The 13,049-nt window shown below is 36.3% G+C and carries 9 protein-coding genes; all 9 read left to right on the top strand.

Annotated elements, in window-relative coordinates; translation table 11 throughout:
- Window positions 1-48 precede the first annotated feature (48 nt).
- The 9 genes from ACXVYO_RS06095 to ACXVYO_RS06055 all read left to right on the top strand — a co-directional run bounded on the left by ACXVYO_RS06095 (window position 49) and on the right by ACXVYO_RS06055 (window position 12,936).
- Window positions 49-972 carry a dipeptidase gene (locus tag ACXVYO_RS06095; protein WP_458466322.1) on the top strand — a complete coding sequence of 308 codons (924 nt, stop codon included), beginning with the start codon at window positions 49-51 and terminating at the stop codon, window positions 970-972.
- A 227-nt stretch (window positions 973-1,199) separates the two neighbouring features.
- Window positions 1,200-2,957, top strand: coding sequence for a 2-oxoacid:acceptor oxidoreductase subunit alpha (locus ACXVYO_RS06090; protein ID WP_458466321.1), 1,758 nt, complete (start codon window positions 1,200-1,202; stop codon window positions 2,955-2,957).
- Window positions 2,944-3,810: a 2-oxoacid:ferredoxin oxidoreductase subunit beta gene (locus ACXVYO_RS06085; RefSeq protein ID WP_458466320.1), complete on the top strand. Its 867-nt coding sequence runs from the start codon at window positions 2,944-2,946 to the stop codon at window positions 3,808-3,810. The genes ACXVYO_RS06090 and ACXVYO_RS06085 overlap by 14 nt, the downstream gene beginning before the upstream one ends.
- A gap of 429 nt (window positions 3,811-4,239) precedes the next feature.
- Window positions 4,240-5,769 carry a tRNA (N6-isopentenyl adenosine(37)-C2)-methylthiotransferase MiaB gene (miaB, locus tag ACXVYO_RS06080; protein ID WP_458466319.1) on the top strand — a complete coding sequence of 510 codons (1,530 nt, stop codon included), beginning with the start codon at window positions 4,240-4,242 and terminating at the stop codon, window positions 5,767-5,769.
- 3 nt (window positions 5,770-5,772) lie between these two features.
- The gene (locus tag ACXVYO_RS06075; protein WP_000870464.1) at window positions 5,773-6,204 is read left to right on the top strand and encodes a RicAFT regulatory complex protein RicA family protein; all 432 of its coding nucleotides are present in this window, start codon (window positions 5,773-5,775) and stop codon (window positions 6,202-6,204) included.
- Between the two features lie 125 nt (window positions 6,205-6,329).
- Window positions 6,330-6,872: an outer spore coat protein CotE gene (gene cotE, locus ACXVYO_RS06070; RefSeq protein WP_001288800.1), complete on the top strand. Its 543-nt coding sequence runs from the start codon at window positions 6,330-6,332 to the stop codon at window positions 6,870-6,872.
- A 181-nt stretch (window positions 6,873-7,053) separates the two neighbouring features.
- Window positions 7,054-9,732: a DNA mismatch repair protein MutS gene (gene mutS / locus ACXVYO_RS06065; RefSeq protein WP_458466318.1), complete on the top strand. Its 2,679-nt coding sequence runs from the start codon at window positions 7,054-7,056 to the stop codon at window positions 9,730-9,732.
- Between the two features lie 8 nt (window positions 9,733-9,740).
- Window positions 9,741-11,684: a DNA mismatch repair endonuclease MutL gene (gene mutL, locus ACXVYO_RS06060; protein WP_458466317.1), complete on the top strand. Its 1,944-nt coding sequence runs from the start codon at window positions 9,741-9,743 to the stop codon at window positions 11,682-11,684.
- 265 nt (window positions 11,685-11,949) lie between these two features.
- Entirely contained in the window at window positions 11,950-12,936 is a 987-nt protein-coding gene (locus ACXVYO_RS06055; RefSeq protein ID WP_458466316.1) for a choloylglycine hydrolase family protein, read from the top strand.
- Window positions 12,937-13,049: the final 113 nt, after the last annotated feature.

Here is a 13,049-nt window from a genome sequence, read left to right as displayed (position 1 = left end):
CCTGTTTGCAGTATGCAAACAGGTTGTTTTTATAATGGAGGAATGAAAATGAAAATTTTTGATGCTCATTGTGATGTGCTTCTTCAGTTATGGAGTGCACAAGGGAAAAAGAATTTTAAACATGATCCGCAATTACATATTACATTTGAACAATTAAAGAGAAGAAAAGAAAGTATACAATGTTTTGCTATATATGTGCCAGAAACAGTGGCATATGAAAACCGATTTGAAGTAGCATTACAAATGGTAGATATTTTTTATAATGAAATTTTATCATTGCCGGGTGTGAAGTTTATTCAGACAAAAGATGATATTAACATGTTAAAACAGGACGAGATTGGAGCGATATTAACACTAGAAGGATGCGAAGCAATTGGAAGAGATGCAATGAAATTACGGTTGTTGTATCGCCTAGGAGTACGTTCTTTTGGACTAACATGGAATTATGCCAATCTATTAGCTGACGGTGCGCTAGAGACACGTGGGGCAGGTTTAACGACTTTCGGTAAAGAAGTTGTACAAGAACTTAATACGTTACATGCATGGACTGATGTGTCTCATCTGAATGAAAGAAGTTTTTGGGATGTTGTAGAAAGTGCAAAAAATCTTATTGCTTCCCACTCAAACTGTATGAAAATTTGTCAGCATCCACGTAATTTAAACGATGAACAACTTAAAGCTCTTATAAAGCGAAATGGCATGATAGGTGTCACTTTTGTACCGCAGTTTCTAACAAATGAAAAACAAGCGAATATAGCAGATATAGTAAAACATATCGAATATATTTGTTCTTTAGGTGGAGAGAACAATATAGGATTTGGTTCAGATTTTGATGGGATTTTAGAAACGGTTGTAAATGTATCAGCGTATCGAGATTATGAAAATGTAATGAATGAGCTTTGTAAACACTATGCTGCATCTACTGTAGAGCGATTTTTATATGATAATTTTGTTGAACATATAAGTTTTTGAGATTTTTGTTTTAAAAATCCAGAAAAATTAGAATTAATTCATTTGATATTATTGCTTTTTTTAAGACCTAATACTAGAATGAAAAACAAAATAGCTTTATACTAAAGATTCAGGGAAATCAGAAGAGGCATAATTTGCGTCCGTTGTAGTTTATTTGTATAAAAAATGCTAAACTATTACTGTAAAAAAATACACTACAATGAATGCAGCCAAAAGGGGTGTAGGAGATGATTAGTCAACTTTCATGGAAAGTTGGAGGCCAACAAGGTGAAGGAATTGAAAGTACAGGAGAAATCTTCTGTATTGCATTAAACCGATTAGGATATTACCTATACGGTTACCGCCACTTCTCATCACGTATTAAAGGCGGCCATACAAATAATAAAATTCGTGTAAGTACAACAGAAGTACGCTCGATCTCAGATGATTTAGATATTTTAATTGCTTTTGATCAAGAAACAATTGATTTTAACTTCCACGAACTACGTCCAGGTGGAATTGTAGTTGCGGATGCGAAGTTTAATCCAACAATACCTGATAATACAGATGTAAATCTATATGTGATACCGTTTACAGATATTGCTTCAGAATTAGGCACATCATTAATGAAAAACATGGTTGCTGTTGGGGCATCAAGTGCGGTATTAGGATTAGATGAAACAGCTTATTTAGATGTTGTTGAAGAAATCTTTGGTCGTAAAGGAGAGCAAGTTGTTCAAAAGAATATGGACGCAATTAAGCGCGGCTCTCAATATATGAAAGAATTGCTAGGTGAGAAAGTAAACATGATGCAGCTTGAAAAAGCTGATGGTAAGAAACGCATGTTTATGATTGGAAACGATGCAATCGCATTTGGTGCGGTAGCTGGTGGTGCTCGCTTTATGTCTGCATATCCAATTACACCTGCATCTGAAATTATGGAATACTTAATTAAAAAATTGCCAAAAGTTGGCGGGACAGTAATCCAAACTGAGGATGAAATCGCAGCTTGTACAATGGCAATCGGTGCAAATTATGCTGGTGTTCGTACATTAACTGCATCTGCTGGTCCGGGCCTATCTTTAATGATGGAAGCGATTGGTTTAGCAGGTATTACAGAAACACCATTAGTAATTGTTGATACACAACGTGGTGGTCCAAGTACAGGATTACCAACGAAACAAGAACAGTCTGATTTAATGGCGATGATTTACGGTACGCACGGTGAGATTCCAAAAATCGTAATGGCGCCAAGTACAGTTGAAGAAGCTTTCTATGATATTGTAGAAGCATTTAACCTAGCTGAAGAATATCAAGTTCCTGTTATTTTCTTAACGGATTTACAGCTTTCTTTAGGGAAACAAACGGTAGAACCACTTACGTTAGATAAAGTAGAAATTCGTCGCGGTAAGCTGGATTTAGAAGCGGAATTACCAGAACGTGAAAATAAAGCATACTTCAAGCGTTATGAAGTAACAGAAGATGGCGTTTCACCACGTGTTTTACCTGGTATGAAAAATGGTGTTCACCATGTTACAGGTGTAGAACATGATGAAACTGGTAAACCATCTGAATCAGCAATAAACCGTAAAGATCAAATGGACAAACGTTTCCGTAAGATGGAGAACTTGAAGTTTAATACCCCTGTCTATAAAAATGTTAAGCATGAAGAAGCAGACGTATTGCTTGTTGGATTTAACTCAACTCGTGGTGCGATCGAAGAAGCAATGGAGCGCTTAGAACAAGAGGGTATGAAAGTAAACCATGCTCATGTGCGTTTAATTCACCCGTTCCCAACAGCTGAAATCGATCCACTTGTGAAAAATGCGAAGCGTGTTGTAGTGGTAGAAAACAACGCAACAGGTCAGCTTGCTAACATTATGAAAATGAATCTTGGTAACGGTGAGAAAATTTCTAGTCTTTTAAAATATGATGGGAACCCATTCTTGCCGAAAGAGATTTACAACGAATGCAAAAAAGGGGTTGTATTAAATGGCAACATTTAAGGACTTTCGTAACAGTGTAAAACCAAACTGGTGCCCAGGTTGCGGAGACTTCTCGGTGCAAGCTGCAATTCAACGTGCGGCAGCTAACGTTGGCTTAAATCCAGATGAACTTGCTGTTATTTCTGGTATCGGCTGTTCAGGTCGTATTTCAGGTTATATTAATTCATACGGTGTGCATAGTATTCATGGTCGTGCCCTTCCAATTGCACAAGGTGTAAAAATGGCAAACCGTGATTTAACAGTTATCGCATCAGGTGGCGATGGTGATGGATTTGCGATTGGTATGGGACATACAATCCATTCTATTCGTCGTAACATCGACATTACGTACATCGTAATGGATAACCAAATTTACGGATTAACAAAAGGGCAAACTTCACCACGTAGTGAAGCTGGATTTAAAACGAAGAGCACACCACAAGGTTCAATTGAGCCATCACTAAATGTTATGGAAATGGCTTTAACAGCTGGTGCGACATTTGTGGCGCAAAGCTTTTCAAGTGATTTAAAAGAATTAACACAAATTATTGAAGCTGGTATTAACCATAAAGGATTTTCATTAATTAACGTATACAGCCCATGTGTTACTTACAATAAAGTAAATACTTACGATTGGTTTAAAGAGAATTTAACAAAACTAAGTACAGTAGAGGGATATGATCCGTCTAATCGCATGATGGCTATGCAAACGTTAATGGAAAATAATGGATTAGTAACAGGTTTAATTTATCAAAATACAGCGCAACCTTCATACCAAGAACTTGTAAAAGGATATAGCGAGAAGCCTTTAGTGCAAGCTGATTTAAATATGGATCAGAAAATGTTTAATGAACTTGTTGCTGAATTTATGTAATATAAGAAGAGGAGGTTGCCATGTGGCAGCCTTTTTTTATGAGAAAATATAGGATAGTCTTATTTACTTAGAAAATTCAGAATGGTAAAATAATATATAAATCGTTGTATGAAAATGGTGAGTTCATTGCTTATGAAATGTAAGATCCAAACAGAGCATCTTTCTTGTTAAAATTGGCGAAACGCTTCATACTATGGTAATGTTTATAAGGATAAAGCAATATGCTTTTGGGTAGGCCAAAAAGAAATGTTAAAAGGGAATGTCTATTTGTGTGTGGGGAAGACTTCATTTTTATGAATGATTAGATTGACTACTCAAGTTTCAAAGGACAAGTTATCTCTCAAGCTATCTAACCATTTTTGAAGTGAGTCAAAGCGCATTAAAATGGACTATAGAGTGTGTATAGTTAAGGGTGAAAGGAGATTACCGATGAACGAGCAACAACGATTAGCAAGTCAACAAGCAAATTCCTCTACGAAAAAAGAAGAGAAAGATTATAGTAAATACTTTGAAAGTGTATACCAACCACCTTCCTTAAAAGACGCGAAAAAACGAGGGAAAGAAGAAGTTAAAATTGAACGGGATTTTGGCTTACCTGAAGAGTTTCGTGATTTTGGTACAGGAAGAAAGTTCTATATTCGTACATATGGTTGTCAAATGAATGAGCATGATACAGAAGTAATGGCGGGTATTTTCACTGCACTTGGATATGAACCAACCTTTTCAACTGAAGATGCAGATGTAGTGTTATTAAATACTTGTGCCATTCGTGAAAATGCTGAAAATAAAGTGTTCGGTGAACTAGGTCATTTAAAGTCATTAAAACGAAGAAATCCGGACCTTTTAATTGGTGTATGTGGTTGTATGTCGCAAGAAGAATCTGTTGTAAATAAAATTATGCAAAAAAATCAGCATGTAGATATGGTGTTTGGAACGCATAATATTCATAGATTACCGTACATTCTAAAGGATGCAATGTTCTCGAAGGAGACGGTAGTTGAAGTTTGGTCAAAAGAAGGGGATGTAATTGAAAACCTTCCGAAAGTACGCCGTGGCGATATTAAAGCTTGGGTAAATATTATGTATGGCTGTGACAAGTTCTGTACATATTGTATCGTACCGTATACACGTGGAAAAGAGCGAAGCAGACGTCCAGAAGACATTATCCAAGAAATTCGTCATTTAGCTGCGAATGGTTATAAAGAAATTACGTTACTTGGACAGAACGTAAATGCATATGGTAAAGACTTTGAAGATTTTGAATACGGACTTGGCGATTTAATGGACGAACTCCGTAAAGTTGATATTGCCCGTATTCGTTTTACAACGAGTCACCCACGTGATTTCGATGATCACTTAATTGAAGTGCTTGGAAAAGGTGGAAACTTAGTAGAACATATTCACTTACCAGTTCAATCTGGAAGCACAGAGATGCTGAAAATTATGGCGCGTAAATATTCACGTGAGCATTATTTAGAGCTTGTAAGAAAAATTAAAGAAGCAATTCCAAACGCGGTATTCACGACTGATATTATCGTCGGTTTCCCAAATGAAACAGATGAGCAATTTGAAGAAACGATGTCGTTATATCGTGAAGTAGGATTTGATACTGCCTTTACCTTTATTTATTCACCGCGCGAAGGTACACCAGCTGCAAAAATGAAAGATAATGTACCGATGGAAGTGAAAAAAGAACGTCTTCAACGCTTAAATACACTAGTAAATACGTTGGCAATTGAAAAGAATAATCGTTACAAAGGTCAAATTGTAGAAGTGTTAGTTGATGGGGAAAGTAAAAATAATCCAGAAGTACTCGCAGGTTATACTCGTACGAATAAACTTGTAAACTTCGTCGCTTCAAAATCTTTAATTGGTCAGCTTGTGAAAGTAAAAGTAACGGATGCGAAAACTTGGTCTCTTAACGGAGAATTAGTTGAAGAGCCGATTGAGGTGGAATAATAGATGAAAGTATATACGAAAGATGACATTGTTGAGCAAGCGAAAGAATTAGCAAAAATGATTTCTGAAACAGAAGAAGTTGATTTCTTTAAGAAAGCAGAGGCGCAAATTCATAAAAATGAAAATGTAAAGCGCGCAATTGATGAAATTAAAGCACTGCAAAAGCAAGCAGTAAACTTGCAGCATTACGGGAAATGGGAAGCTTTGAAAAAAGTAGAAGCTGAAATTGATGCATTGCAAGATAAGTTAGACAGTATTCCAGTTGTACAAGAATTTAAATCTTCACAAACATATGTAAATGACTTACTACAGCTAGTTGCCAGTACGATTTCTAACAACGTTACAGATGAAATATTAATTTCAACTAATGGCGATGTATTGAAGGGTGAAACGGGCGCAGAGGTAGAAAGTAAAAAAGGAAATTGTGGTTGTTAAAGAGATGTCGAATTGACATCTCTTTTTTTAGTGGGTTAAACGTAAGTTCTTCTCGAAAAAAGAATGACACATTCCGCTATTGTCACGCATATGATTAAGTGAATAGTGATTGAGGAGGGTTACGAATGTCCGAATTTAGAGAGATTATTACAAAAGCAGTGGTTGGAAAAGGACGTAAGTATACAAAGTCAACGCATACATGTGAATCGAATAATGAGCCAACAAGTATTTTAGGTTGCTGGGTAATTAACCACTCGTACGAAGCAAGAAAGAATGGAAAGCATGTGGAAATCGAAGGTTTCTATGATGTGAACACTTGGTATTCATTTGATGGTAATACAAAGACAGAAGTTGTAACAGAACGTGTGAACTACACTGATGAAGTGAGTATTGGGTATCGTGATAAAAACTTTTCTGGTGATGATTTAGAAATTATTGCTCGTGTCATTCAGCCACCAAATTGTTTAGAAGCTCTTGTATCACCAAATGGTAATAAAATTGTTGTGACTGTAGAACGTGAATTTGTAACAGAAGTAGTTGGAGAAACGAAAATTTGTGTAAGTGTAAATCCTGAAGGTTGTGTAGAATCAGACGAAGATTTCCAAATCGATGATGATGAGTTTGAAGAATTAGATCCGAACTTTATCGTTGATGCAGAAGAAGAGTAATAGAAAGCTAGGGAGAAGTTCTTCCTAGCTTTTTACTTTACATAAGTAGTGCTTGAATGAACATGATTCCTTATGAAATGTGCTATAATGAAGAAAGACTCCTGAAATAGGAGATATGGATGTCCGTGAAGTGTGACATATATGAAAATTGATTACTATGTAAGAATTATGGAGGATAAGTATGACGCAATATACCCCTATGATACAGCAATATTTAAAGGTTAAGGCAGACTATCAAGATGCCTTTTTATTTTTCCGATTAGGTGATTTTTATGAAATGTTCTTTGAAGATGCGGTTAAAGCAGCTCATGAACTTGAAATTACATTAACGAGCCGAGATGGTGGTAGTAGTGATCGTATACCGATGTGTGGTGTACCGCATCATGCAGCTAAAAATTATATTGAACAACTTGTTGAAAAAGGATATAAAGTAGCTGTTTGTGAGCAAGTGGAAGATCCAAAAACAGCTAAAGGTGTAGTGCGCCGTGAAGTCGTACAACTCATTACGCCAGGAACGATGATGGAAGGGCGTACGATTGATGAGAAAGAAAATAACTTCTTAGCAGCATTAACACATTTTGAAGATGGATCGTATGCTTTAGCTTGTAATGATTTAACGACTGGACAAAATACAGTAACGTTGTTAACGGGTTCAGTAGAAGATATTTTATTAGAAGTGTATGCAACTGGTTCAAAAGAAATTGTTGTAGATTCTACATTTTCGAAAGGTGAATTAAATAAATTAACTGAAACATTAAAAATGACGATTTCGTATGAAGATGCAACGACTATTCCAGAAGGGCTAGAACATCTTGTGAAAAATGTTTCACAAGCAAAGTTAATTAAAGCAATTGGTCGTTTATTTAACTATGTAATAAGAACACAAAAACGTTCGTTAGATCACTTGCAACCAGTTGAAATTTATTATACGAACCAGTTTATGAAAATTGATGTGCATTCAAAGCGAAATTTAGAGCTGACAGAAACACTTCGAACGAAAGAAAAAACAGGATCATTATTATGGCTATTAGATAAAACGAAAACAGCTATGGGTGGTCGTATGTTAAAACAGTGGATGGAACGTCCACTTATTCAGAAAGAAAAAGTGGAAGAGCGTTTAGAAATGGTTGAAACGTTTGTAAATGATTACTTTTTACGTGAAGACTTAAAAGAAAAGTTAAAAGAAGTATATGATTTAGAACGTTTAGCAGGGAAAGTTGCATTTGGTAATGTGAATGCACGGGATTTATTACAGTTAAGACGATCTTTACTTCAAGTACCAGCTATTTTAGAAGCGATTAGTTTGTTAGATAATGCTTATGCAGCAAGGTTAATTCAAGGTGCGGATCCATGTGAGAGCTTAACTGAATTGCTAGGAAGAAGTATTCAAGAAAACCCACCGCTTTCTATTAAAGATGGAGATATTATTAAAGATGGCTATAATGACAAGCTTGATCAATATCGTTACGTTAGTAAAAACGGAAAAACGTGGATCGCCGAGCTTGAAAAACGAGAGCGTGATATTACAGGAGTTAAATCGTTAAAAATTGGGTACAACCGTATTTTCGGCTACTACATTGAAGTAACGAAAGCGAATCTTGCAGCATTACCAGAAGGCCGCTATGAGCGTAAACAAACGCTTGCTAATGCTGAACGTTTCATAACAGATGAGCTGAAAGAAAAAGAAACGTTAATCTTAGAAGCAGAAGAAAAAATTGTACAACTAGAATACGATTTATTTACAGCGCTTCGTGAAGAAGTAAAAGTATTTATTCCGAAATTACAGCATTTAGCGAAAGTAATTAGTGAACTAGACGTACTGCAAAGTTTTGCGACAGTTAGTGAAGAAGAACAGTTTGTAAAACCTGTTTTAACAACTAAGCGCGAAATCTTTATTAAAGATGGTCGTCATCCTGTCGTTGAAAAAGTATTGAACGGGAAATTGTATGTACCGAATGATTGTATTATGCCGGAGAAGATGGATGTCTTTTTAATTACAGGACCGAACATGTCTGGTAAAAGTACGTATATGAGACAATTAGCACTTGTAACTGTTATGTCACAGATTGGTTGTTTCGTACCAGCAACAGAAGCTGTATTACCTGTATTTGATCAAATCTTTACGAGAATTGGTGCAGCGGATGATTTAATTTCAGGTCAAAGTACATTTATGGTTGAAATGTTAGAAGCAAAAAATGCAATTGCAAATGCATCAGAAAGAAGTTTAATTTTATTCGATGAAATTGGACGCGGTACATCTACGTATGATGGTATGGCACTTGCACAAGCAATCATTGAACATATTCATGACCAAATTGGAGCAAAAACGTTATTCTCTACGCATTATCATGAATTGACGGTGCTAGAAGAAAGTTTAGATCAACTGAAGAATGTACACGTTTCAGCTATTGAAGAGAATGGAAAAGTAGTATTCCTTCATAAAATTCAAGATGGAGCAGCTGATAAAAGTTACGGAATTCACGTTGCGCAACTTGCAGAGCTTCCAGATAGCTTGATTGCTCGTGCGAAAGAAGTGTTGGCACAACTAGAAGGACAGGAAGAAATTATTATTCCAAAGCGTGTGGAAGTGAAAGCGCAAGAGCAAGAAGTAATTCCAGAACCTGTAGTTGTAAAAGAAGAACCAGTAGAAATAGAAGAAACGAAGGTAGAGACTGAGGAAGAATCGCAACTATCCTTCTTTGGTGGAGAACAGTCTTCGAAAACACAAGACAAGCCAGTTTTAGATGCAAAAGAAACGGCAGTACTTACGCAAATTAAAAAAATTGATTTACTTGATATGACACCTTTAGAAGCGATGAACGAACTGTATCGCTTGCAGAAAAAGTTAAAGAAAGGATGAGTAAGTAGATGGGGAAAATTCGCAAACTCGATGACCAACTCTCTAACTTAATTGCTGCAGGGGAAGTAGTAGAGCGCCCTGCCTCAGTCGTAAAAGAACTTGTGGAAAATTCTATCGATGCGAATAGTACATCTATTGAAATCCACTTAGAAGAAGCTGGTTTATCAAAAATTCGCATCATTGATAATGGGGATGGCATTGCAGAAGAAGATTGTATTGTAGCTTTTGAACGACATGCAACGAGCAAAATTAAAGATGAGAACGATCTGTTTCGTATTAGAACACTCGGTTTCCGCGGTGAGGCATTGCCGAGTATTGCCTCAGTTAGTGAATTAGAATTAATCACTAGCATAGGTGATGCGCCTGGTACGCACCTTATGATAAAAGGTGGAGACATTATAAAGCAGGAGAAAACAGCGAGCCGAAAAGGAACAGATATTACAGTACAAAACTTATTCTTTAATACACCAGCGCGTCTTAAATATATGAAAACCATTCATACAGAGCTTGGGAATATTACAGATATCGTGTATCGTATCGCAATGTCACACCCAGAAGTATCGTTAAAGCTGTTTCATAATGAAAAGAAATTGCTTCACACATCAGGAAATGGTGATGTAAGACAAGTACTTGCATCGATTTACAGCATTCAAGTTGCAAAAAAGCTTATTCCAATTGAAGCTGAATCTTTAGATTTCACAATTAAAGGTTATGTAACATTACCAGAAGTAACGAGAGCATCTCGAAATTATATGTCAACGATCGTAAATGGTCGTTATGTTCGAAATTTCGTATTAATGAAAGCAGTTCAGCAAGGATACCATACATTATTGCCAATCGGACGATATCCAATCGGTTTCTTATCGATTGAAATGGATCCAATGCTTGTTGACGTTAACGTACATCCTGCGAAATTAGAAGTTCGTTTTAGTAAAGAACAAGAATTGCTAAAACTTATCGAAGAAACATTGCAAGCAGCATTTAAAAAAATACAGCTCATCCCAGATGCAAGTGTAACAACGAAGAAAAAAGAAAAAGATGAAAGTGTGCAAGAACAGTTCAAGTTTGAGCATGCGAAGCCGAAAGAGCCATCTATGCCCGACATCATTTTACCGACGGGCATGGATGAAAAACGAGAAGAACCACTGGCAGTGAAACAGCCAGCACAACTGTGGCAACCGTCGAAGCAAGAATGGCAACCACCACAGTCGCTCGTAAGAGAAGAGCAAAGTTGGCAGCCATCTACTAAACCGATAATGGAAGAACCGATTCGAGAAGAGAAATCGTGGAACAGTAACGATGAAGACTTTGAATTAGAGGAATTGGAAGAAGAAGTTCAGGAAATAGAAGAGATTGAAATGAACGGTAATGACTTACCACCGCTTTATCCAATTGGACAAATGCATGGAACATATATTTTCGCTCAAAATGATAAAGGCTTATATATGATTGACCAACATGCCGCACAGGAACGTATTAATTATGAATACTTCCGTGATAAAGTAGGAAGGGTAGCGCAAGAAGTACAAGAATTACTTGTACCATACCGTATCGATTTATCTCTTACTGAATTTTTACGTGTCGAAGAGCAACTAGAAGAACTGAAAAAAGTTGGACTGTTCTTAGAGCAATTCGGTCATCAATCCTTTATCGTCCGTTCACATCCAACGTGGTTCCCAAAAGGACAAGAGACAGAAATTATCGACGAAATGATGGAACAAGTCGTCAAACTAAAAAAAGTTGATATTAAAAAATTACGTGAAGAAGCAGCCATCATGATGAGCTGTAAAGCGTCCATTAAAGCAAATCAATATTTAACGAACGATCAAATATTTGCTTTACTGGAAGAACTACGTACAACAACAAACCCATACACATGCCCGCACGGAAGACCGATTCTTGTGCATCATTCTACTTATGAGCTGGAGAAGATGTTTAAGAGGGTTATGTAGGGATACTGTTCGTAGAGAAAAAATGGTTCCTGGTTATTTTAATAAAATATAGAGAGAAATAAAAAGGAGCGATAGTAACAAGTCGCTCCTTTTTCATATAATTCTTTTGCAACTATATTTTAAAAATTCATTTATCAACTAGAGATAACCCATTTGCAATTTATATGTGCTTTCTCAATTTTTTTGTAAGGAAAGAGGTTTTTAATTTACAGACTTATCGGAATTATGTAAAGTGTAGATAAAACCATAAAATGGGGTGTTCTTTATGTGTACTAGTTTGACATTACAGACAAAAAATGGTCAGCACCTTTTTGCAAGAACGATGGACTTCACATTAGATATGAATCAAGAAGTAATAATTATTCCTCGACATTACCAGTGGAATAATATAACTGGTGAAATTATTAATACGAAACATGCTACGGTTGGAATGGGTATTAATCATCAAGGAAGGATCATTATGGCGGACGGAGTAAATGAAGCAGGTATGACATGTGCAACACTCTATTTTCCAGGATTCGCTACTTATAGTCAAAGCATAGATGACAACAATACAAATTTGGCTCCATTTGATTTTGTGACTTGGAGTCTGACACAATTCAATTCTGTCAAAGAGTTAAAGAAATCTGTAGATAGCCTTACCTTTTTGGATATACCATTACCGGATTTAGGACTTACGCCACCACTACATTGGATTTTAGCGGATAAATGGGGAGATTGCATTGTACTGGAGCCGACAAATGAAGGGTTAAAAATGTATGATAACCCACTAGGAGTGATGACGAATAGTCCGGAGTTTAATTGGCATTTGCAAAATTTAAGACAATATATAGGCCTTAAATCGCAGCCATTCGCGCCAACTGAGTGGAGTAACTTACCATTAAGTGCTTTTGGTCAGGGCTCAGGCTCAATGGGACTTCCAGGGGATTTCACCCCGCCATCAAGGTTTGTACGAGCAGCATATGGTAAACAAAACATTCAAGGTATAGATGGTGAAGAAGAGGGAGTATCGGCCCTATTTCATATTTTATCAAATTGCGAGGTTCCTAAAGGCGGAGTAATAACAGAAGAGGGTGCATTAGATAATACCATTTATACAAGCGTAATGTGTATGGAGTCTGGAACATATTATTATCATACCTACGATTGTAGACAAATTATAGCCATTCATTTATTTCATGAAAATTTAGATACAGATGAGATTAAATCCTATCCATTCCAGCGGAAACAAAAAATATTTTATGAAAACTAAGTTGCTTTGAAACAGCGTTTGGTAAATTTAAAAATATATAATCGAGCAATAACGCCCTATAAAAAGTAGGGATTGGAAGGGATATAAATTCAATTCAATGACTTCTAGAAGGC

This window comes from Bacillus sp. BC08 (genome assembly GCF_054326875.1).
Note: the sequence above shows the minus strand (reverse complement) of the source record. Positions and strands in the feature narration are given on the sequence as shown.

What these genes read in the sequence shown, in the direction of transcription:
- cotE (WP_001288800.1), top strand. Translation starts at nt 6,330, where the DNA reads ATGTCCGAATTTAGAGAGATTATTACAAAAGCAGTGGTTGGAAAAGGA.
- ACXVYO_RS06055 (WP_458466316.1), top strand. Translation starts at nt 11,950, where the DNA reads ATGTGTACTAGTTTGACATTACAGACAAAAAATGGTCAGCACCTTTTT.
- ACXVYO_RS06090 (WP_458466321.1), top strand. Translation starts at nt 1,200, where the DNA reads ATGATTAGTCAACTTTCATGGAAAGTTGGAGGCCAACAAGGTGAAGGA.
- ACXVYO_RS06075 (WP_000870464.1), top strand. Translation starts at nt 5,773, where the DNA reads ATGAAAGTATATACGAAAGATGACATTGTTGAGCAAGCGAAAGAATTA.
- ACXVYO_RS06085 (WP_458466320.1), top strand. Translation starts at nt 2,944, where the DNA reads ATGGCAACATTTAAGGACTTTCGTAACAGTGTAAAACCAAACTGGTGC.
- mutL (WP_458466317.1), top strand. Translation starts at nt 9,741, where the DNA reads ATGGGGAAAATTCGCAAACTCGATGACCAACTCTCTAACTTAATTGCT.
- miaB (WP_458466319.1), top strand. Translation starts at nt 4,240, where the DNA reads ATGAACGAGCAACAACGATTAGCAAGTCAACAAGCAAATTCCTCTACG.
- mutS (WP_458466318.1), top strand. Translation starts at nt 7,054, where the DNA reads ATGACGCAATATACCCCTATGATACAGCAATATTTAAAGGTTAAGGCA.
- ACXVYO_RS06095 (WP_458466322.1), top strand. Translation starts at nt 49, where the DNA reads ATGAAAATTTTTGATGCTCATTGTGATGTGCTTCTTCAGTTATGGAGT.